Source organism: Acinetobacter lactucae, assembly GCF_001605885.1.
In the GTDB taxonomy this organism is placed as follows: domain Bacteria; phylum Pseudomonadota; class Gammaproteobacteria; order Pseudomonadales; family Moraxellaceae; genus Acinetobacter; species Acinetobacter lactucae.
Window position 1 is genome coordinate 1 of the sequence record NZ_LRPE01000008.1, and the last position, 21,789, is coordinate 21,789.

At 38.6% G+C, this 21,789-nt stretch carries 21 protein-coding genes; 12 read left to right on the forward strand and 9 right to left on the reverse strand.

The window, feature by feature from the left end; translation table 11 throughout:
- Nucleotides 1-316 precede the first annotated feature (316 nt).
- The 3 genes from AWW73_RS03665 to AWW73_RS03675 all read left to right on the forward strand — a co-directional run bounded on the left by AWW73_RS03665 (nt 317) and on the right by AWW73_RS03675 (nt 3,872).
- Nucleotides 317-1,738 carry a GntP family permease gene (locus AWW73_RS03665; protein WP_062848759.1) on the forward strand — a complete coding sequence of 474 codons (1,422 nt, stop codon included), beginning with the start codon at nt 317-319 and terminating at the stop codon, nt 1,736-1,738.
- Nucleotides 1,739-1,771: 33 nt separating this feature from the next.
- Nucleotides 1,772-2,557, forward strand: coding sequence for a 3-hydroxybutyrate dehydrogenase (locus tag AWW73_RS03670; protein ID WP_062848760.1), 786 nt, complete (start codon nt 1,772-1,774; stop codon nt 2,555-2,557).
- Between the two features lie 328 nt (nt 2,558-2,885).
- Nucleotides 2,886-3,872, forward strand: coding sequence for an AraC family transcriptional regulator (locus AWW73_RS03675; protein ID WP_061875368.1), 987 nt, complete (start codon nt 2,886-2,888; stop codon nt 3,870-3,872).
- 65 nt (nt 3,873-3,937) lie between these two features.
- Here the strand turns inward: AWW73_RS03675 and AWW73_RS03680 are convergent, their stop codons facing one another.
- Together AWW73_RS03680 and AWW73_RS03685 are read right to left on the reverse strand one after the other, a co-directional pair.
- A complete protein-coding gene (locus AWW73_RS03680) occupies nt 3,938-5,281 on the reverse strand; it encodes an MFS transporter (protein WP_062848761.1) in 1,344 nt (447 codons plus the stop codon).
- A 16-nt stretch (nt 5,282-5,297) separates the two neighbouring features.
- Nucleotides 5,298-6,509: an OprD family outer membrane porin gene (locus AWW73_RS03685; RefSeq protein WP_420884395.1), complete on the reverse strand. Its 1,212-nt coding sequence runs from the start codon at nt 6,507-6,509 to the stop codon at nt 5,298-5,300.
- A gap of 368 nt (nt 6,510-6,877) precedes the next feature.
- On the opposite strand from AWW73_RS03685, the gene AWW73_RS03690 reads away from it, so the two are divergent.
- The 5 genes from AWW73_RS03690 to AWW73_RS03710 are packed head-to-tail and all read left to right on the forward strand — an operon-like array spanning nt 6,878 to nt 11,766.
- A complete protein-coding gene (locus AWW73_RS03690) occupies nt 6,878-8,128 on the forward strand; it encodes a dienelactone hydrolase family protein (RefSeq protein ID WP_062848763.1) in 1,251 nt (416 codons plus the stop codon).
- Between the two features lie 12 nt (nt 8,129-8,140).
- Nucleotides 8,141-8,926 carry an SDR family oxidoreductase gene (locus tag AWW73_RS03695; RefSeq protein WP_062848764.1) on the forward strand — a complete coding sequence of 262 codons (786 nt, stop codon included), beginning with the start codon at nt 8,141-8,143 and terminating at the stop codon, nt 8,924-8,926.
- 43 nt (nt 8,927-8,969) lie between these two features.
- On the forward strand, nt 8,970-10,208 hold the full coding sequence (locus AWW73_RS03700) for a styrene monooxygenase/indole monooxygenase family protein (protein ID WP_061875373.1): 1,239 nt from the start codon (nt 8,970-8,972) through the stop codon (nt 10,206-10,208).
- Between the two features lie 27 nt (nt 10,209-10,235).
- A complete protein-coding gene (locus AWW73_RS03705) occupies nt 10,236-10,766 on the forward strand; it encodes a flavin reductase family protein (protein WP_062848765.1) in 531 nt (176 codons plus the stop codon).
- Nucleotides 10,767-10,818: 52 nt separating this feature from the next.
- A complete protein-coding gene (locus AWW73_RS03710; RefSeq protein ID WP_062848766.1) occupies nt 10,819-11,766 on the forward strand; it encodes a SphA family protein in 948 nt (315 codons plus the stop codon).
- A 56-nt stretch (nt 11,767-11,822) separates the two neighbouring features.
- Here AWW73_RS03710 and AWW73_RS03715 read toward each other — a convergent pair whose 3' ends face one another.
- The 4 genes from AWW73_RS03715 to antA form a co-directional block, all read right to left on the reverse strand.
- Complete coding sequence (locus AWW73_RS03715) at nt 11,823-12,881, reverse strand: AraC family transcriptional regulator (RefSeq protein WP_062848767.1); 1,059 nt, start codon at nt 12,879-12,881, stop codon at nt 11,823-11,825.
- A gap of 465 nt (nt 12,882-13,346) precedes the next feature.
- Nucleotides 13,347-14,381, reverse strand: a complete 1,035-nt coding sequence (gene antC, locus AWW73_RS03720; protein ID WP_081409478.1) for an anthranilate 1,2-dioxygenase electron transfer component AntC — start codon at nt 14,379-14,381, stop codon at nt 13,347-13,349.
- A gap of 5 nt (nt 14,382-14,386) precedes the next feature.
- The gene (antB, locus tag AWW73_RS03725; RefSeq protein ID WP_062848769.1) at nt 14,387-14,878 is read right to left on the reverse strand and encodes an anthranilate 1,2-dioxygenase small subunit; all 492 of its coding nucleotides are present in this window, start codon (nt 14,876-14,878) and stop codon (nt 14,387-14,389) included.
- A gap of 2 nt (nt 14,879-14,880) precedes the next feature.
- Nucleotides 14,881-16,296 (reverse strand): anthranilate 1,2-dioxygenase large subunit, encoded by a 1,416-nt coding sequence (gene antA, locus AWW73_RS03730; RefSeq protein ID WP_019459119.1) that lies wholly within the window; start codon nt 16,294-16,296, stop codon nt 14,881-14,883.
- A gap of 220 nt (nt 16,297-16,516) precedes the next feature.
- Here antA and AWW73_RS03735 point away from each other — a divergent pair, with 220 nt between their 5' ends.
- The 4 genes from AWW73_RS03735 to AWW73_RS03750 all read left to right on the forward strand — a co-directional run bounded on the left by AWW73_RS03735 (nt 16,517) and on the right by AWW73_RS03750 (nt 19,439).
- Nucleotides 16,517-16,867: a winged helix-turn-helix domain-containing protein gene (locus AWW73_RS03735; protein WP_062848770.1), complete on the forward strand. Its 351-nt coding sequence runs from the start codon at nt 16,517-16,519 to the stop codon at nt 16,865-16,867.
- A 472-nt stretch (nt 16,868-17,339) separates the two neighbouring features.
- The gene (gene modA / locus AWW73_RS03740; RefSeq protein ID WP_062848771.1) at nt 17,340-18,125 is read left to right on the forward strand and encodes a molybdate ABC transporter substrate-binding protein; all 786 of its coding nucleotides are present in this window, start codon (nt 17,340-17,342) and stop codon (nt 18,123-18,125) included.
- Complete coding sequence (gene modB, locus AWW73_RS03745; protein ID WP_062848772.1) at nt 18,122-18,814, forward strand: molybdate ABC transporter permease subunit; 693 nt, start codon at nt 18,122-18,124, stop codon at nt 18,812-18,814. Before modA ends, modB begins: the two co-directional genes overlap by 4 nt.
- A 4-nt stretch (nt 18,815-18,818) precedes the next feature.
- A complete protein-coding gene (locus AWW73_RS03750) occupies nt 18,819-19,439 on the forward strand; it encodes an ATP-binding cassette domain-containing protein (RefSeq protein ID WP_062848773.1) in 621 nt (206 codons plus the stop codon).
- A 46-nt stretch (nt 19,440-19,485) separates the two neighbouring features.
- Here AWW73_RS03750 and AWW73_RS03755 read toward each other — a convergent pair whose 3' ends face one another.
- Genes AWW73_RS03755 through AWW73_RS03765 form a run of 3 tightly spaced genes read right to left on the reverse strand, consistent with a single transcriptional unit; the run spans nt 19,486 to nt 21,616 of the window.
- On the reverse strand, nt 19,486-21,090 hold the full coding sequence (locus AWW73_RS03755) for a PepSY-associated TM helix domain-containing protein (protein WP_062848774.1): 1,605 nt from the start codon (nt 21,088-21,090) through the stop codon (nt 19,486-19,488).
- A gap of 2 nt (nt 21,091-21,092) precedes the next feature.
- The gene (locus tag AWW73_RS03760; protein ID WP_062848775.1) at nt 21,093-21,383 is read right to left on the reverse strand and encodes a hypothetical protein; all 291 of its coding nucleotides are present in this window, start codon (nt 21,381-21,383) and stop codon (nt 21,093-21,095) included.
- Nucleotides 21,380-21,616 (reverse strand): hypothetical protein, encoded by a 237-nt coding sequence (locus AWW73_RS03765; RefSeq protein ID WP_228138116.1) that lies wholly within the window; start codon nt 21,614-21,616, stop codon nt 21,380-21,382. Before AWW73_RS03765 ends, AWW73_RS03760 begins: the two co-directional genes overlap by 4 nt.
- Nucleotides 21,617-21,789: the final 173 nt, after the last annotated feature.

A 21,789-nucleotide genomic window follows, 5' to 3' on the forward strand; every position in this document is an offset into this window, starting at 1 on the left:
ATTAAATAATATAGAGATATTAATTTAATTTACTCAATAATTAATAAGTTTTATCAAATAATAATAGTTTTTGAATAATTAAATTTTACCAATAAAAAACTTAACTAGTTGTATTGTTTATATATTTTAATATTTAAATAAATTACATTGTTTTTAAATATTTTAGTGATATTTTAGTGATATTTTATTTTTAAGCTCATTTACCTATTACCAAACATGGATATTGTGATTTTTATCATTATAGGTTTGGGATAACCTAAATATCTTTTGGTAATTTAATTGAACCTAATATCTATTCTTTAGGGAGAAAGAATATATGTGGGAATTATTTGTAATTCTACTTTCGCTTGGGCTGCTAATGTATACAGCTTACAAGGGCTTTTCAGTCATTCTTATGGCACCAATTTGTGCCTTACTTGCAGTTTTACTCATTAACCCAGCCAATGTTTTACCATTTTATTCGGGTGTTTTTATGCCCAAAATGGTGAACTTTATTAAAGATTACTTTCTTGTGTTTTTGCTCGGGGCAATTTTCGGTAAAGTCGTTGAAATGTCAGGAATTGCTGAGTCTATTGCACGAACCATTGTGAGATGGATTGGGGCAAAAAAAGCAATTTTAACGGTTGTATTACTAGGTGCAATTTTAACCTATAGCGGTGTAAGTTTATTTGTTGCTGTATTTGCAATTTATCCCTTTGCAAACCAGCTTTTTAGACAAGCTAATATTCCAAAACGTTTAATTCCGGGAACCATCGCGTTGGGTGCATTTACATTTACCATGGATGCATTACCAGGTACACCACAAATCCAGAACGTAATTCCAACTACATTCTTTGGCACCAATATTTATGCCGCACCATTTCTAGGAATTATTGGTGCAATTTTTGTTCTATGCATGGGTTTGGCTTACTTAGAATGGCGCCGCCGTGCAGCTGCAAAAGCTGGTGAGGGGTACTCTGGTTTTGGTGTAGACAATACGCAGCCTCAAGAAATTGAAGCCAATATGAACTTGCAAAATAATGGAAGTACGGCTCGTCAGTTTTTAGCGTTTGTACCTCTCATTCTCGTTGCAGTAATGAACAAATATTTATCTAAAGCAATCAAAGAGTGGTATCCAAATGGCTTTGATTTTGCTGCTGTTGGTTTAGCTGATTACACCGTAGATGTTGCAAAAACTGGTGCGATCTGGGCAGTGGGTCTTGCACTTATTGTCGGGATTATTTCTGCAATTTTGTTTGATTATCAGCGTGTAGTGACGAACTTTAAAGAGGGGATTAATGCCAGTATTGGTGGGTCGCTTTTAGCAGTGATGAATACAGCTTCTGAGTATGGTTTCGGTGCAATTATTGCGTCATTACCGGGCTTTGCTTTGATTAGCCATGCAATGAGCAGTACCTTCACAAATCCTTTAGTAAATGGCGCTGTGACGACAACTGTTTTAGCAGGTATTACCGGTTCAGCTTCTGGTGGTATGAGTATCGCTTTAAGTGCGATGGCTGAACAATATAATGCCGCAATTTTAGCCGCTGGTATTCCACCTGAAGTCATGCACCGTGTGGTTGCAATGGCATCAGGTGGTATGGATACACTACCGCATAATGGCGCTGTTATCACTTTGCTTGCGGTTACAGGTTTAACCCACAAACAGTCGTATAAAGACATTTTTGCAGTCACAGTAATTAAAACAGTAGCGGTATTTGCCGTGATTACGGTCTTTACCGTAACGGGTATTGTTTAAATCAGCATGTTATAAGTATTAAGGAGTAAATAGATGACGAAACTTTTAGACGGTAAAGTTGCTTTTATTACAGGTTCTGCAAGCGGTATCGGTTTAGAAATTGCTAAGAAATTTGCTCAAGAAGGTGCCAAAGTTGTTATTTCTGATATGAATGCCGAAAAGTGCCAAGAAACAGCAAGTCTACTCAAAGAGCAAGGTTTTGAAGCATTATCTGCACCATGTGATGTAACTGATGAAGATGCTTATAAACAAGCCATTGAGCTGACTCAAAAGACCTTTGGTACGGTTGATATCTTAATTAATAATGCTGGTTTCCAACATGTTGCACCTATTGAAGAGTTTCAAACGGCTGTTTTTCAAAAGCTAGTTCAGGTCATGTTAACGGGTGCATTTATTGGTATTAAACACGTTTTTCCAATCATGAAAGCTCAAAAATATGGGCGTATTATTAATATGGCTTCAATTAATGGCTTGATTGGTTTCGCTGGAAAAGCAGGTTATAACAGCGCTAAACATGGCGTGATTGGCCTAACAAAAGTTGCAGCTTTAGAATGTGCACGTGATGGTATTACGGTCAATGCTTTATGTCCAGGTTATGTTGATACACCATTAGTTCGCGGTCAAATTGCTGATTTGGCTAAAACCCGTAATGTAAGTTTAGACAGTGCACTTGAAGATGTAATTTTGGCAATGGTTCCTCAAAAGCGTTTGCTATCTGTTGAAGAGATTGCTGACTATGCAATTTTCCTTGCGAGTGGTAAAGCTGGTGGAGTAACAGGCCAAGCTGTCGTTATGGATGGTGGCTACACAGCACAATAATTTATGTGTTTTATAAAAGCCGCTTATTTTGAATAGGCGGTTTTTTTATTGATTAAAAATTTACGATATTCCACTGTTCAAAATAATGATTTAGCTCTACGATATTGGCTTATAAAAAATCTAATAAAATAAGTTTGTTAAGGTATAAAATTATACTTTAAAGGTATTTAACTTATTTCTATTTTTAAAATTTAATAGAGTGTGAGAAAGTAATCTTTACTCTCTTTCTTGATTCGATATTTTTCAAGAAAAATCGTCAATTAAAGGATATTAATTGGCATACAAGTTGCTTTTTAAGCAATAAGTTATTTAGCTAGGTGAAAAGGATATGATATCACTCAGCCAACAGATGGAACTCAATCATTATTCGCGTAAAGCTGAATTTGCGCAGAATTTGATGTCCACAATTTGTGGTGAACACCGTCTAGACACAATTTACAAAGACACTCTCGATTTTCACTATGACGGAATGCGTTTGCCTAATAAAAAAATGGCAATCGGTACAATCAGTTATGGTGCAAATGTTGCTATTAACATCTCAAATTTAAAAGCGTATAGCATAAGTTTACCTATACAGGGGCGACAAGCTCTCAACATTCGTGGCGCTCATTATCAGTCTGATGAAAACAGAGGTCTTATTGTTTCAAATAACGATCAGCAAGATCTGATTATCGATAAAGATTGCAGAAAATTTCAGGTGGTGATTCCTGAGCGAAGTATGCAGATCGTCCTTGCAGATCTACTCAATAAACCCATAGAAACTCCCATTATTTTTAATCCTGAAATGCATCTGGACTCGGAGCAACTGATTGGCGCTTGGTGGAAAAATATTCAGAATTTTTTACAGTTAAAATCGCAATATAGCAATTTTTATGGTTTACAGATGTTGTCTGAAGACTACGAAAATTTTGTGATTAAGGCCTTACTATTATCTCAAGAAAATAACTATTCTGATGCTCTAAAGTCACTCTCATATCAGGATGAGCCAGCTTATATTCGTAAGGTTCGTAATTTTATTATTGAACATGCCCATGAAGAAATCTGTGCAGAAGACTTGCAGCGTCTGGCTGGTGTTTCAAAATCAAAATTGTATGACGAATTTCAACAGTACTACGGCACAAGCCCAATGTCATATTTGAAAAAATATCGTCTTCAACAAATTTATAAAATCTTGAGCACCACAGGAGCTGATAGAAAGGTTTCTATTTCAAAGCTTGCGTATGACTGGGGATTTAACCATTTAAGTCGTTTTTCTCAAGAATATCGTGAAGAGTTTGGCGAAAATCCAAGTGAGACCAAAGGCAAAATTTTCTAATATTTAATTTTTTCCATTAAAAAACTGATTTAATTAGTTAAATCAGTTTTTTTCTTTATAAATATTTATAGACTTTCTTCGAGCTTTAACATTTGTTTGTTTTTAGATTTCTCATAAATCACTTTGAGACTAAGTGCAATAAATGAGATGAAAGTTGGTAAAGCGAGAATAAAGAAAATACCGCTTAAGCTTAAGTTAAAAGTAAAAATGAGCGAGCCAAAGAAAGCACCTAAAATTGCACCGATACGACCAATACCATGCATCCATGAAACACCAACCGCGCGGCACACTGCTGGATAGAACATAGCTGCAAGTGGCAGTAATGAAGACTGTGCACCAGCGAGTAAGGCACCAATTAAGAAGATAGTAAGACCTAACAAGAGAATATTTGAGCTTACTAGACCTGCCACAATAAATAGGGCGAAAGCAATCAGATATGAATATTTAATCACTGTAGTTGGGTTTAGTTTGTCCATGTACCATCCCATAATGGTTGCACCAATCACTCCACCAAAAGGGAAAATCGCGGCAATTAAACTAAACTGTTGGGTACTGAAACCTGCTGTTTTTAAAATTGTTGGCATCCAGCTGGTTAAAAGATAGAACACCAATAGACTAGTAAAGCAGCAGAGCCAAAGCATGCTTGAACCCCATAGATATTTTCCTAGAACCACTTTAACTGGATTTTCATCTGAGACATTTTCTGCTTGAGTTAAAACAAGTTTTACAGGTTCTTGAAAAGAATGGCCTTGAATATTTTCTAAAATACGTTGAGCTTTGTCTTGTTGATGACGTGTAATTAAGTATTGAGTTGATTCAGGCAATTTAAGCAATAGAGCAACAACTAAAATGAGCGGAATACTTCCGCCAATAATAATCACTTTAGCCCAGCCATAGCTTTCTAATAGATAAGCTGACAGCACACCGCCGCAAGAAATACCGAGCATGAAACCACAGCCAGCAAGACCTGTTAAGAATGCTTTACGTTTTACAGGCATATATTCAGAGACAATTGTACTAATGTTTGGCATGGCTGCACCTAAACCAACACCTGTAATAAAGCGATAAATCATTAAGTCTTGAGTTGAATTAGCAAAGCCACACAAAATCGTAAATATGGAAAACAAAAGGCTTGTAAAAACAATGACACCTTTACGTCCAAACTTATCGGACAAAGGTCCAGAAATGATTGCACCAATCGACATGCCGACTAAGGCAGCACTTAAAACCGGAGCAAGTTGAGGCTTGGTAATACCCCAATCATCCAGTAAGGCTGGAGCAATAAAACCAATAATTCCCGTGTCTAGACCATCACAGAAGAAGACAAAAAAGCCTAGGATAAAAACCATCCACTGTAGTGGAGACAGTTTCTCGCGGTTGATAATCGTGTTTGCATCTATCGTTTTCATACGTGTTCCTTATTCATTAAAATTTTTTGCTGTAATTGACGAAGAAACGGTTTTCAGAAAAATCGTTTCCATGCTTAACGTCGTAATTGATGAAGATGTATTGAAGAGCTAAACCTTTGAGGAGTGGCTGTTGAAGGGCATAATTGATGATAACGTTTGCTTCACTTTCTTTATTTTTTAAGCCATCTGCTGTCTTAAAGTGATCGCCATATACATATTTGAAAGTGGTATTTAAACCAGGCACATAATCTTTAAAGTCATAGCCATAGATGAAGTGATAAGACTTTTCATCTTGTTTGAAGAAACCAGTGGTGTTCCAGTTAATGAAATAAGTTTCAGGCAAGAAACCATCTGGTAACGGGTAAGCAGATTCACCAATAATTTGCTGATAACCCACACCAAAGCTATGATTTTTTAATTTGAGCGTTTCTAGTAACCCTACATTTTGTGCATCGATGTCAAAAAGATTTCCATTATCTTTGGCATTGAAATATTTGAACTTTGAATTAACTGAAAAATTAGAATTTTTCCATAGATGGTCAACGCCGACATAATGTTTGTTATATAAATCCTCCATATTCCCAAAGTAATATTCACCCTTCAATGTAGGCGTAAATTGATAGCGCAGATCTATGTAGTTAAGTCCATCGGAGTAGCCCGTCACACCTTTTGATGTAAAAGAAAATCGACGAAAATCTTCTTCATTTCGTGGTGATACTTTTTCAATACGGCCAATTTCAGCAAAAAGCTTGTCGTTCAGTTGACTTTTAAGATTAGCTCCCCAATAGGACGTCAGGAGTTGTCGGCTTGCATCTACAGTCGTTACTGGTAAATCCAGCCATAATTCACCAATGCTTAGTAGCGTCTTGTTATAGCCTAGCTTTAAAGTCGCACCATATTTTAGATAATCAGGTGCTTGAGACTGCGTCTCTTTATCAAAAGGCAATACCGTATCTGCTACATGTTTATCTTGGCTTAAGCGAACAGCGTACTGTGCTGAAGCATTTGCCCCAATTTTAATCGGAGTTCCGTTAATTTCTAACGGTGTATCATGCATATTTGAGTTATAAAATAACGAAACTGACTGTGACCAGCTACCCGTGTCTTTTACATCTGGATTGTCATAATTTCTGTCTATATATGCATTTTTTAATGTAAATTTCCATTCTTCATCCGCTGAATAAGCCTGAGTAGAAAATGCACTACAACAAAGAATATTGATGAGCATTAACGTTTTTCGTTGTCCATAAAGTGGCCATGGTCGATGCATAAATAAAACGCCTTAATTTAGAAAATGACTGGGCTTTTTTATGTAATCAAACTAATTACATGACTTGATTGAACTATTTTTAGCCAATCGCCACTATCCAATAAGTCCTAATCTTCATCCATTTTTTCCAAATTAGATAAAAAGTATTAATTTCATTTTTTAGTTTAAAGTTTTGAAATATAGCTATTTATTGTTTTTAAAATTTTTATCCAGTGTGATTGGTTTTGATAATTGCGCAGAGATTGGATAGTGCTTGCAGCTTTTGGACAGTCTAAAAAAATATTCGGATAGAAGATAAAGCCATAACAATGTCAGGAGTTGACACTATGGCTAGTCAAACCATTCAAATTAAAACTGCATCTGGAAAGCAGTTCAATGCGTATCTCGCAATCCCTGAAACAGGAAAAGGACCTGGAGTGGTGCTTTGTCAGGAAATATTTGGAGTGAATGCAGCAATGCGGGAAAAGGCAGATTTTCTTGCAGAAGAAGGCTATACCGTTTTAGTGCCTGATTTATTTTGGCGTGTAGCACCTAATATTGAACTGGGTTATACACCAGAAGATTTTCAAAAAGCTTTTGAACTGTATCAGCAATATGATGAAAATCTCGGCGTTGAAGATATTCAAGACAGCTTAAATTTTTTAAAGACTCGACCAGAATGTGACACCTCTACAGGCCTTGGGGTGGTGGGGTACTGTTTAGGTGGAAAGCTAGCTTATTTGGCAGGCTGCAGATTTTCTGACGTGGCATGTGCCGTAGGTTATTACGGTGTAGGCATTGAAAAAGCATTAGATGAACTAGCCAATGTGAAAGGGCGATTGGTTTTACATATTGCAGAACTGGACCAATTTACTCCGCCAGATGCGAGGCAAGCAATTGTCGATGCAGCCAACCAATATTCAAATGTACAAGCTTATGTTTATGAAGGTGTTGATCATGCTTTTGCACGCCCAAAAAGCCATCATTATCACAAACCTTCAGCGCGCTTTGCCCACGAGCGTACAGTAACAGCACTGCATGACACGATTGGACCGAAATATGACTTAGTCGCGTTATGGGAAGAGCATATTCGTCATGAGTTTGATACGCGTGATGTGCCTGCAACCATGGCAACAATGGTCGCAGAGCCTTATGTCAACCATATTCCAACCTTAACTGGTGGTGTAGGCCAAAGCCAGCTTGCTCGTTTTTATCAGTACCACTTTGTTCATCAAAATCCTAAAGATATGAAGATCACTTCGATCTCACGCACTGTTGGTTCAACGCAAGTGGTGGATGAGTTCATTATGAGCTTTACCCACGATGCTGAAATTGACTGGTTATTACCTGGTGTAAAACCAACTGGCAAATATGTCGAAATTCCGATGTTAGGTGTAATCCAGTTTAGAGGTTCAAAGCTGTGCCATGAGCATATTTACTGGGACCAAGCATCAGTGCTCGTCCAAATTGGTTTACTAGATCCAACAGGCTTACCAGTTGCAGGTGTCGAGACAGCACGAAAACTTCTTGATGAAGATCTTCCTTCAAATACGTTGATGCCATCTTGGTCAAGTAGTGAAGGCAAGCCAATCAATTAAGGAGGATTTGCAATGAATATAAATTTAAAAGGAAAAGTCGCTGTAGTGAGCGGCGGCGCAACACTGATTGGTAAAGCCGTTGTACAAGCTTTGGTTAGTGCGGGTGCTCATGTCGCTATTTTAGATATTGATGCCAAAGGTAAAGCAATTGCAGAAAGCTTTAACCATGATGTGATGTTTATTCAAACCGATTTAACCAGCGATGCGGCTATTCAACAGGCTGTGGCAAATATTCACCAACATTTAGGTGAAGTGAGTTACTTGGTGAATCTGGCATGTACCTACTTAGATGACGGTTTTAAATCTTCACGTCAGGACTGGTTACAAGCACTCGATATTAATTTGGTCTCTACAGTTGAGCTGAGCCGTGCTTTATACAATGACCTAAAAAAGCAGCAAGGTTCAATCGTTAACTTTACTTCCATTTCAGCCAAAGTGGCACAAACAGGGCGCTGGTTATATCCAGTTTCTAAGGCCGCGATACGTCAACTCACACAAAGCATGGCAATGGATTTTGCCGCTGATGGCATTCGCGTTAATTCAGTTTCTCCGGGTTGGACATGGTCTCGTGTCATTGCAGAAGTCAGTGGTAATAACCGTGAAAAGGCCGATAGCGTGGCAGCCGATTATCACTTGCTAGGTAGATTGGGTCATCCCGAAGAAGTCGCCAACGTGGTTTTGTTTTTATTGTCACCCGCCGCGAGTTTTGTCACCGGAGCAGATTACGCAGTCGACGGTGGATATTCAGTAATGGGCCCTGAAGGATCACAGCCCGCTATTCCACGTTTAGCCGAATAGCACAGCGTTTTAAAAGCACATTTAGAAAATTATGGAGAAGATTATGCGCCGTATTGCAATTGTTGGAGCAGGACAGTCTGGTTTACAGCTTGGTTTGGGGTTACTCGAAACAGGTTACGACGTGACCATGATCACCAACCGAACTGCTGATGAAATTCGTCAAGGTAAAGTCATGTCAAGCCAGTGTATGTTTCATACCGCCTTACAAACTGAACGTGACTTGGGACTAAATTTTTGGGAAGAACAATGTCCAGCGGTAGAAGGCATTGGGCTGGCTTTAGTCAATCCTGAAAATGGTGGTAAAGCATTTGAATGGAGTGCTCGTCTTGAGCGCTACGCTCAATCGGTCGACCAACGCGTCAAAATGCCATATTGGATGGAAGAATTTGAACGTCGTGGCGGTCGATTAGTAATTCAGGATGTGGGAATAGAAGAGTTAGAACAACTCGCAAACGACTATGAGCTTGTATTACTTGCGGCTGGTAAAGGTGAAGTCGTTAAACAATTTGAGCGTGATGATGCACGTAGTGTTTTTGATAAACCGCAGCGTGCTTTGGCATTGACCTATGTCAAGAACATGAAGCCAATTTCGCCTTATTCACGTGTGACTTTTAACATTATTCCAGAAGTTGGCGAATACTTTTCATTTCCAGCACTTACTGTGAATGGTCCTTGCGACATCATGGTGTTTGAAGGAATTCCAAATGGGCCAATGGACTGCTGGCAAGATGTCAAAACACCTGAACAGCATTTGCATTGCAGCTTGGACTTACTTAAGAAATTTGTGCCTTGGGAATATGAGCGTTGTACAAATGTTGAGTTAACTGATGCTGGCGGATATTTGGCAGGACGTTTCCCGCCGACCGTACGCAAACCTATTTTAACCTTACCATCTGGCAAGAAAATTTTTGGTATGGCCGATGCCTTAGTGGTCAATGATCCAATTACCGGTCAAGGCTCAAACAATGCAGCTAAGTGTAGCAAGATCTATTTCGATGCCATTTTAGCCAATGATAATCAAAGCTTTAGTGAACAATGGATGGTTCAAACCTTTGAACGTTATTGGGCGTATGCAGAAAAAGTGGTGGCTTGGACCAATAGCCTGTTATTACCACCAGAGCCGCATGTGGTTGAGCTATTAGCAGCTGCAAGCCAAAACCAAAGCATTGCTTCAATTATGGCCAATAACTTTGATGACCCACGTGCTTTTGCTCCTTGGTGGTTTGATGCAGATCAGGCTCAAGCATTTTTGGCTTCAAAAACCACAGCAAAAGTGGCCTAAAGGCAAAACAGCAAAGGGAGATTTAAAATGGACACAATTGAAACTTTAGCTTTACAAGCGATTAATGCTGAAAATCCAAGAGAAATTCGTAATTTGCTTGGACAATTTGCAACGGGCGTTACTGTGATTACCACACGTGGTAAAGATGGCCGGAAAATAGGTATGACCGCCAACTCTTTTTCTTCACTGTCTTTAGATCCACCATTAATTTTGTGGAGCCTTTCAAAAACGGCACCAAGTTTATCTGATTTTGTAGAAGCTGAATATTTTGCCATTCACATGTTGGCACAGGAGCATCACCAACTTTCTGGACATTTCGCTCGAGGTGCTGAAGATAAATTTGCAGACATTGCCCATCAACAATGCAATGCAGGCGTTCCGATTTTGATCGATGCACTCGCAACCTTAGTCTGCCGCAATGTAAATCAATATGAAGGCGGAGATCATCTGATTTTTATTGGTCAAATTGAACAATACCAACAGCGCCAAGGTGAACCATTGGTATTCCACGCAGGAAAGTATCGGATTGCCGCTGAGCATCCAGAATTAGCACATTAATTCACCATAATCACGATCAATCCGGTCGTGATTTTTTATAGGAAATAAGAAGATGAAAAGCACTTTAATTAAACATGGCTTTTTAGCAGGGACATTGTTGGCTTTGCCGTTGGTTACACATGCCTATGATTTACCGACCGTAAACCTAGGTATGACCAGCTTTCTGGATGGCGGCTTACCCGCAGGACCGGGTTGGTATGCTCAAACCTATTTTCAAAATTACGATAGCAATAAACTGGTCGATGCCAATGGACAAAAACTTGGCTTACCTAAAACAGATTTAAATTATCAAGTACTGGTTGAACAGATTAGTTATTTATCGAATGTCCGAGTAAAAGATAAAGCCAGCCTAGGTATGAATTTTTTAATTCCTTTTGTCAGCAAAATGGAAATGGATGATGGCTTGAATAATGCTGCCATTAAGGCCCAAAGTGGCTTTGGGGACATTATGATCGGACCTTTTATTCAGTTCGATCCAGTCATGGGTGTACAAGGGCCGAAGTTTGTACATCGTTTTGAGCTTCAGGTAAATATACCCACTGGGGAATACGATCAACAAAAAGATATTAACCCAAGTAATAACGCTGTTTCATTTGATCCTTATTGGGCTGCAACGTATTGGTTTAATCCCAAGTGGACCGCTTCTACACGCATCCATTATCTCTATAACTTTAAAAATGATGACCCAAGCTATGCGTTTGCTGGAGCAAATGATATACAGGCAGGTCAAGCAATTCATGCAAACTTTGCAACAGGCTATGCCATTACCGAACAGTTCCGTTTAGGACTAAATGGTTATTGGCTAAAACAAGTCACTGACACTGAAGTCGATGGTGAAAAAGTCAAAGGTCGACGTGAACAAGTGTGGGCAATTGGTCCGGGTGCGATGTATAGTTTTTCTAAAAATGATCATTTAGTCGCAAATGCTTATTTTGAGCAAGATGCTGAAAACCGTCCCGAAGGAATGCGACTACAAGTTCGCTATGTCCATCATTTCTAAATCATAAAAAAGCCTTTTATATCAATCAATATAAAAGGCTTTTCTCTATTTTTAGTTTAAGAAAAAATTGAAGTAATTAAGCCTGAACCTTCACTGTGACCAGAGCGGCGAGTAGACGAAGGTAACTCACCATAACGGCGTTTATATTCTTGTGAAAAACGGCCTAAATGGGTAAATCCCCACTTAAATGCAACGTCTGTGACTGATAGATTTTCATTGTGCATGAGCTCTAAATGAGCTTGCTCAAAGCGTAATTCTTTAAGATAAGACATTGGGGTGGTCCCCAAATAATTTTTAAAACCAGTAAATAGCGTTCTCACACTCACACCAGCATGTTCAGCTAAAATTTCGACATTAAGCGGCTCATGTAAATGTTCTTTGATATAGGCTTCTGTACGCTTCACGAAATAGGGAGATATAGTTTTTTCTTTATACTGATCTATTTTATGTAATGCATTATTGGGTTGACCATAAATCAGTGCATTAAACAGATTTGACTCAAATTGTTTAAAGGCTAAAGGATGATGGAGTGGGTGTTGATCACATGCTAAAGCATCCATCAATGTTCTAACGAGCTGTAAAAAGTAGGCTCCACTTTGTGTAGCAAAGTCTAATTTTGGGTCGAAAACGAGTAAGTTATTTTCTGAATCGGCAATATGCTGACGGCAATGGTAAGTAAAATCATCCTTTGATACTTTTAGAATAAGCTGTGGTGAGTTCGCGTGCCAGCGCATACGTAAAGATTGTTGAGGAGAAATAAGAGAAGCAACTTGAGAATAAGAAATAAACTTTTGCGAACCAAACTCGATTTCTGCATAGCCTTGAGTTGGAATTTGAATTAAATAAAAGTTATCGAGATGATCTGGTTCAATAATGACATCAGCGCCATATTCCAAACGGCTAATCGACAGGGCACCTGTTTTAACATGGTGCATGGTTGCACTAAAATCTCGCTTCTGCTGAGAGATTTTAAGATCATGCGGTTTAAAAATTTGACCTACATTTCGGCAGGTTTCACTTAAATCGTGATGATTAAACACCAAATTATGATTGGTAAAGATAGACTCATTTTGAAAATGACGCCCACTGAGTTCTGGGGAGTTGGCTTGGTTCATATATATCCCTTTTGGCTCACTCCTGTATTTACTTGTGTTGTAAAAAGCTTTAAAACTTCGCTGCACAGCAAGTAAATACGGCACTTAAAAAATTAAGTTACTCGCAAATTACAATGAGATATAAGCAAAATACAGACCAATTTAACCGCTATTTAATGTGATTTTCTCAAATTTTTAGTTCGGATTTTGTCCATTAATTTAATAAATTCGAGAAATAAAATAGGGGGATATAAAAGGTGCTATAACTTAATCTCATCATGATCTTATTCCTTAAGATCTATCAAAATTTATAGCAAATCCGAGTGAATTGGTCAATTTATTTTGTCAGAATTCATTATTTTATATTATTGATATATAAAAACTTTTAATTTAAATGTGAAAATTCAATATACCCTTTGCAAAGTATATTGAATCATTTCAGGTTTAGTGGTTTTTAAATTATTTGCACTTAAGCTATTTATATTTTCAACGTGATGTATTGCTTTGTAAAAACTTCTCGCTGTAAATACGATAGTTTTGCAAAGATTGTTCATCTAACCAATTTTTTACGGCTTCAATCATCGGTGGTGGGCCACACAAATACATATCAAAAGCTTGCTCAGCAAGTTGATCTTTATTTAAGTGCTCATGAATATAGCCCGCTTTACCTTGCCAAGTTTCCGTTGCCTTAGTCACAATCGGGTGATAACTAAAGTTTGGTAGTTGCTCTGCGTAAGCATGTAAACGCTGTTGTTCACATAAATCGGTTTCATTATTTACGCCATAGTACAACTGAACTGCAGGTGAGTTAGGCTGATCCACCAAATTATCAAGCATTCCCAAGAAAGCTGATAAACCTGTTCCGCCTGCTACAAAAACCAGTGGTCGCTCTACTTCACGCAAATAGAAACTACCAAGTGGTGCTTCAATGAGCAGGGTTTGTCCCACCTGACAACGATCACGCAAGTAATTGCTCATGACACCGTCCGGCAAAAGACGAATTAGAAATTGCAATTGATTGGTTGCATTTGGTCTATTTGCAAAAGAATAAGAACGCCAATCTTCAGTATCTGGAATTTGCAAACGAGCATATTGACCCGGCAAAAACTGAAGTTGTTCAGCATGACTGCTCGCATCAAGATGCAAGATTGCTGTCGTTTCAGAAACCAGCTCAACCGCAGTCACTTTGGTTTCAATTTTTAAGGTATCACCAGCGTTACAGATCGCAGAATCATGATCGAAATAAAAAGCTGCATCTGATTTCACACGGGTCTGGCAAGCTAACATTTTTCGCTCAGCCAAATCACGTTCACTTAAAGCATCTTCATCGACATATTCTTGTTCATAGATACCAGTTTCACATTGCCCCTGACAGGTACCACAAACACCTTCACGGCAGTCTAGCGGGAGGTTAATTCCTTGACGAACTGCTGCATCAAGCAGCAATTCGTCGTTATTTACTGAAATGAAAAAGGTTTTGCCATCGGCAAAGTTAAGTGCAACTGAATGTCCCATTTTCATTCCCCTTAAACGTGATAGAAGTCTAAAACGGAATCTATTTTGTCATTCAGCAAAATGCTGTGCTGACGACGAATACGGAAACCATCTGCGGTTTGACGTAAAAGATAAGTCGCGTGTCCGTAAAAACAGCCTTCTAAACCTTGACGGTTATAAAGTGTTTGCCATGCAACTTTTGCTTCAATTAATCCATCATCCAGTGTTTTAACTCGAATGTTGTTTATGCTGTGCAAAGTACGTGGTAACGGTGTTGCAGATGCCGCTTTTCCGGTACGAATACGGAATACACGGTCTTCAAGCCCTGTACGGTCTGCATAATAAATATAAGACAAACCCTGATTTGGATCTTGAACATAGTTATGGTCATCAATCCACTGTGGAATATGATATTCACTATCTTCATCGTAAAGGTCTAAATAGGCATCCCAGTCATAAGCATCGCAAAGCTCTGCTTTTTTGTACAAAAACTGAGATACAGCAAAATTTAGTTCTTGTGACATGGTTACACCTCATCCATTACGGCATTGTTTTCAAAAGTAATATCTTGCATTTTCAATGCTTTTTTATTTAAGCCGTCGAGCATTAGACGTTGCCAGTGCCCATGCTGGTTTACATAGAGTCCTTCATGGGTAAACTCACGGCCAGTAATGACAGGTTGAATGCCTAAGTCTTGTGAGTTTTTGGTCGCGCCATATTCCCAAGACTGACAGCCACGAGAAATATCGCTCCAACGTTCAAGACGTGCTTGGAAACCTTTTTGCTGTTCACGAAATTCAACTAAATCGTCTGGTGTACCAAGACCCGACACATTAAAGAAATCTTCGAACTGGCGAATACGGTTACGACGTGCTTCAGCAGATTCACCTTTAACCCCAATACATTGACTGATGACTTCGGTTTTATTCCATGCCACAGGACGAACAATACGAAGCTGTGAACTAATCTGGTCCATAAAGAATAGGCTAGGGTACAAGTTCAAGTTTCTTAAACGATGCATTGCCCATTCAGCATATTTGTCGCCATATTTTTCGACCATATATGGCATAACTGTGCTGTAACCCGGACGAACTGTTGGGTTAGGCATGTCACTAAATAAAACACTGTGACCATTTTTAAAACTAAACCAACCATCGTCAGTTTCTGAGTCACCGGCACCTAACTTGCTATAGTCAAGCGTATCAAGTTCTTCACCTTTTGATGCATTGACTTGTTGGCGATGTTGGACTGTAGAGACATAGTTATAGTGAACTGTACTAACATGATAGCCATCTAAGCCATTTTCATTTTGTAGCTTCCAGTTGCCTGCAAAGGTATAAGATGACTTGCCTTGAAGTACTTCGAGTTCACCTGTTGGGGACTGGTTGACCATTAAATCAAGGAACAGTTTTGCATCGCCCAAAAAGTCTTCTAAAGAATCTGTTGCTTGAGTATCAAGGCTTACAAATACAAATCCACGATAGCTAGCAATACGGCCTTGTTTTAAGCCACGGCTTGATTTATCGAAATCTTCACAATATTCGCCAGGCGCTTTGACTTTAACTAAGCGACCATCTGACTTATAGCACCATGCGTGGAACGGACATGTAAAGGTTGACTGGTTGCCTTTGGCAACACGTGTTAAAGTCGCGCCGCGGTGTTCACAAGCATTGACCATGGCGTGTAGTTCGCCTTTACCATCACGGCTTACAATAATCGGTTGGCGGCCAATTTGAACTGTTAGGAAATCATGATTATTTGGAATCTCACTTTCGTGACATGCATAAATCCAAACCTTTTCAAAAATAAGTTCCATTTCCAAGTCAAATAGTTCAGGCTCGGTAAACATATTACGTGCAATACGAAACACACCATCGTTAGGACGGAAGTCGATACATCCATCTACAAAATCATTCCATTGTTTTAAATTAGATGAGGTCATTGCTCAATCCTCCATTCATTCAGCTTTTAACTGATTGAACCGCGATTAAGCCTTAGCCTCTATCCGTTTTTTCCAGATCTTTATCCACTTTGTGCAGTTTTGATTTTTTAAATGAACTCTTTTTATGAAAGAGTAGAGACTTAAATTTGTATGTGTTTTAACCTATTAAAGTTCCTTATAATGTTAAGAAGCATAAAATGAAATTTTGTGAACTAAGTCTATGAAAGAACAAAACTTAAAATTACAAATTAGAATTCTTTTAGAGCAGCATATCGCATTTGGTCCGGGTAAAGCAGATTTACTTGAAGCAATTGAAAGAACTGGTTCGATCTCACAAGCTGCAAAGTCTATGAATATGAGCTACCGCCGTGCATGGCAGTTGGTCGATACGATGAATCAGTGCTTTGAAACAGCTTTAGTGGAAACTCAAACAGGCGGAACCCATGGTGGTGGGGCAGTCGTCACAGCTTTGGGGCAGAAAGTCTTACAGCATTATCGGCAAATGGAAGTTAATGCTCGACAAGCTTTAGAACAAGATTATCAAATCATGAGTAGCTATTTAAAAAACTAAATTAAAAGCTTTTATAGCGACTGAATTTTTTAATGTGGTATAGCTTTTGCTTAATATAAATTGCACGCTGAAAAAGCACTGCTGCAATTTTCAGTTACACAGACAATGGCGTCTATTCTGCACGATCGTAAAAGATGGTCTGGGATAGGCGTTTTTTATTACGTATCTAAAAAAGTAGCTGGCATAAACGACTGATCTTTATGGTTATCTCTATGTTATTTTTGGCATAGGGATGACCATAAAACCAATTAAATTAGTCACTAAAGTTTAAAATAAAATAAGTTTTATGTAGTGCTCTTAAATGGTTAGCCTCACTACCGAGTGCACCAAAATGAAGTTTTAAATATAAATTACGCTATTTACCTTCATTCCAATCATTTATATTTGACGAATTATGCTTTTCATAATCTTTATGTGGCGCTATATTCTTGGGTATATATCGCTGCAGAAAACGACTATAAGGTAAGACATAATGGTAAGTGATAGAAAGATAAAAAAATTAGCTTTAGCTTGTTCAGCCCTCAGCATAGGATTGATGTTTAATGTTTCCGCTAAGGCTGAATCAGTTACTGTTTATGCAGCAGCTAGCTTAACCAATGCCATTAATGATTTAGAAAAAATTTATGAAAAACAAAATAATATAGAAGTCAAAACTTCATATGCTGGTTCATCGACATTGGCGAAACAAATTGAAGCTGGGGCACCCGCAGATATTTTTATTTCAGCAGATACACAGTGGATGGATTATCTGCAAAACAAAAAATTAGTTGTAGCAAATAACCGTATAAATTTATTAGGCAACCGTTTGGTTCTAATTACCCCTAAAGGACAGTCCTTAAGCGTAAAACTAGATAAAACCATCGATCCAAATAAAGTATTTACCGGAAAGATTTGTACAGGGGATACTAAAAGTGTGCCTGTAGGCAAATATGCTAAACAAGCTTTTACCAATTTAGGTTGGTGGAGCCGTATTGAACCAAAGTTAGTTGAAACAGAAGATGTTCGAGCTGCATTAAACTTTGTTGCGCGTGGTGAATGTCAGGTTGGGATTGTCTATGCAACCGATGCAGCGATTAGTAAAAACGTAAAAGTAGCTGGCGTATTTCCGGAAAATACGCATTCGCCAATTACTTATCCTATAGGGATAATTAAAAAGAATCCGAACTCAACAAAGTTCTATCAATTTTTACAAAGCAATCAAGCTAAAACTGTATTTAGAAAATATGGTTTTAGTGTGTTGGTTCCAGTTAAACCATGATGTTTTCTTTAACCCCAGAAGAGCTCAGCGTGCTGCAACTTTCTTGTAAAGTTGCAGCAAGTTGCCTTGTGGTCAGTATTATTCCTGCGATTTGTGTGGGATGGTTTTTGGCGCGTAAAGAGTTTTGGGGTAAGTCATTCATTGAAACATTGGTATTTTTACCTTTGGTGTTACCGCCAGTTGTACCGGGTTATTTGCTATTACAAGTTTTTGGGAGTCGCGGCGTTATTGGGCAATATTTGGCACCGCTTGGAATTGATTTTGCATTTAACTGGAAAGGCGCCGTTCTTGCTTCGGCAGTGATGGGTTTCCCGCTATTGGTTCAATCTATTCGTCTAGCGATTGAACTGGTCGATCAGCGTTTAGAAATAGCAGCAAAGACATTAGGTGCCTCATCTTTAGGGGCATTTTTTCATGTCACTTTGCCTCTTGCCAGCAGTGGTATTTTAATTGGTGCTATTTTATGTTTTTGCCGCAGTTTAGGTGAGTTTGGTGCCACCATTACCTTTGTGGGTAATATTTCAAATGAAACCCGTACTTTGCCTTTGGCCATGTATAGCCTAATGCAACAACCCGATACCGAGGCCGCTATTCAAAGGCTTATTATTTTATCGCTAAGCGTGGCTTTTTTAGCGCTATGGTTTGCACAGTGGTTTCATCGTTATCAAAAGAAGCGTTTAGGACGGTGAGATTATGTTGATTGAATGCCGTTTTGAGCTACAAATGGGCCAATTTCATATTGAACCTAGTTTCCAGTCGGATGCTTCTGTTATTGGGTTATTTGGTGCATCGGGTTCAGGTAAAACGTCCATTTTACATGCCATTGCAGGGCTGAATACTCCACGCAGTGGGCTCATTAAAATACAGGATCAAACGTGGTTTGATTCAGATCAAAAAATTAATTTGAGCACGCAAAAGCGTCATGTTGGATTGGTTTTTCAAGATGCTCAGCTTTTTCCGCATAAAACGGTAAAGCAAAATTTATTATTTGGTCTTAAGCATCTGTCCCAACAAGAACGTCACTTTGAAGCAGATTACATTATTGAATTATTAAAGTTAGGGCATTTATTACAACGCATGCCTATTAAACTCTCAGGGGGGGAAAAACAGCGTGTAGCACTGGGTCGAGCATTGTTATATTCACCTAAGCTATTACTGCTTGATGAGCCTTTATCAGCACTTGATACGAATCATAAAGCTGAGATTATTCCTTTTTTTCAGAAGGTAAAAAAGGAAATAAAAATTCCGATGATTTATGTGAGTCATGATATTCAAGAAATTAAACAACTGACCGAAACAATGTGGGTTTTATAGTTTCCATATTTCACACATTATTTCAGTCTGCTTAATTCATAGGTTGTTAGCTCGCCCATAAACTGCCTGTTGGAGCAGATTTTCGACGATCTTGGGCTTGTTGATAAAAACGCCAGAAAGCGAAAGCAAAAATGATAGCTAAGAAATCAACCACTAAGATTTCTCCGCCATGTACCCATAAGCCACTTTGAGGAACGAAATAGGCCACAAAAGAGGTTAGGGGAATCGCAAATAACACCAAAACCAATGTTAACAACAGTTGCGGTAAAGCTTTTGCATAACCAATCACAAAGGTGTAAATCAAAGTCAGTAGGAAAATCGCATAATAACCATACATAAATAGGTGATTCATACTTTCAATATTGAAAGCAGCGAAAAGCCAACGACTGGCCAACATTGTGCCCACGACTGCTAAAACACATCCTAAACATGCACCTATAGTTAAATTCGCAAGGAACACTACATCTTTACGTTGAACAGGAACTGGATCTTCAGCACGCTTTTGTTTACGTGCACGGGTTTCAACCCAAAGAATGTTGCCCGTATAAAATAGGAAAGCGCCACCGACACCCAAAACAAAATAGATCCAGCGTACGCCCATACCCCCAAAACTTCCAAAATGTAGGCTAAACATGGCATTGATTAACTTATTACCGGCATCAGTCTGTGTGTTAATGCCTTTGTGATTAAAGTGCTCAACTGCATATGGGTTCATACGCATAAAGTCATGATTAGCACCGCGCAACATTTGATCTGAGCTATAGAGGGCAATACGTGCATTGGCTTTTTCAGGTTTATCTAAACCACTGAACTGGATATAGTCCACAGAATATTCAGGTGCTACTTTTTTGGCTTGAGCCAATATTTGCTGCACATCAATTTGTGTTTGTTTAGGCTGAATAAGGGCAGGGGGAGAGCGCTGAAAAACTGGTTGTCCTTTGAGTGCAAGTTGTCCAATCGCATCATAAAAAAGGTCATGAAAAGCAAAGACAATAACGCTAATACTAATAATGATGTGGAACGGTAAGCTTGTAATTCCAATCACATTATGCGCATCTAACCAAAAACGCTTTTTATTTTTACCAGGGCGAATGGCAAAGTAATCCTTTACCAAGGTGGGTAAAAGTATAATTACCCCTGAAAGCAGGGCAAGAAAATATAAAATCGAGACCACACCCATCACATAAAGGCCTAGTCCGTGATGGCCTGCCATGCCCGGTATGCCTGCTGTTTCATGCAACTGTTCAATTAGCCAACCTGCCTTAGATAAGTTTTCTTGGGCAACGATTAACTGACCTTTATCGTCTAAGCTTGCCATCCACGTAGTCTGAGCAGTATTAAAGCCATCTCCACGTTCATGTTCGCTCCACGTAATGGGCGCATAGTGAAATTCATTGGACGATAAATTTAGTGTGAAGTTTTTTTGCGCAGCAGGATAGGCCGTCTGTACTTTTTGAATGAGTTCATTATATTGTTCGGGTGAGACTTTCGGTAAAACTTGCTGTGTTGGGGTAGCCCACTTACTAATATGGTGCTGAAACATGCTGAGCCCACCAGCAAAAAAACAGATAAAAAGCAAAATCCCTGCACATACACCCACCCAAGTATGCATGCTTTTTGCTAATTTCATGATGTCTGAACGTACTTTCATGTTTAACCCCGTAATACAAAAATACAGCTATACGCTAGGGTATTGGCAATCAATAAATAGATAAGCGCTTTTCGTCCAGTCGTAAAAAAATAACTGCCAAACATAATAGGCATCCAACACCACGGAACGCTCCACATACCCACTTGTGCTAATAAGTCCATGGCAACATAAGGCTGGCCTAATAAAACAATCAAATTGCCAATCGCGATAGAAAGACTTAGACCTAATACACCACCTGCAAAAGTTTTACCCCACCAGTCTGGCTGGATAGGCGACTGAATTTTAGCTTTCATGAAACCAGTTTCCGTTTAAAAAGCGCCATAAAAGGAAGGAACGACCATGCAAAAATGATGAGCATGAACCAGCAAAAAGTGGCAACAACTTTCGGTAAGCTTACAAAGAGGGTAATGAATCCAATACCTAACAGAACTAAGCCTAAATACTTAAAAAGATTAGGAAGATGTTGAGCCAACAGATTTTGGTTACTATGACTACAGTAAATACTGACCGCTCCCAATAGCGTCAATAAAAGTCCTATAAGTTTCATAATGATGTTTTTAAATAAGTTAAAGCCAAAATTTGCTCAATAGTATAAGTAAATAATAATTATTATCAAATGATAAGAGCACTTATTCTTATTAAATTCTCTAAAGCCCATAAGTTAAATCTAAAAATTTATAAGTAAATAAAATTTTAGTG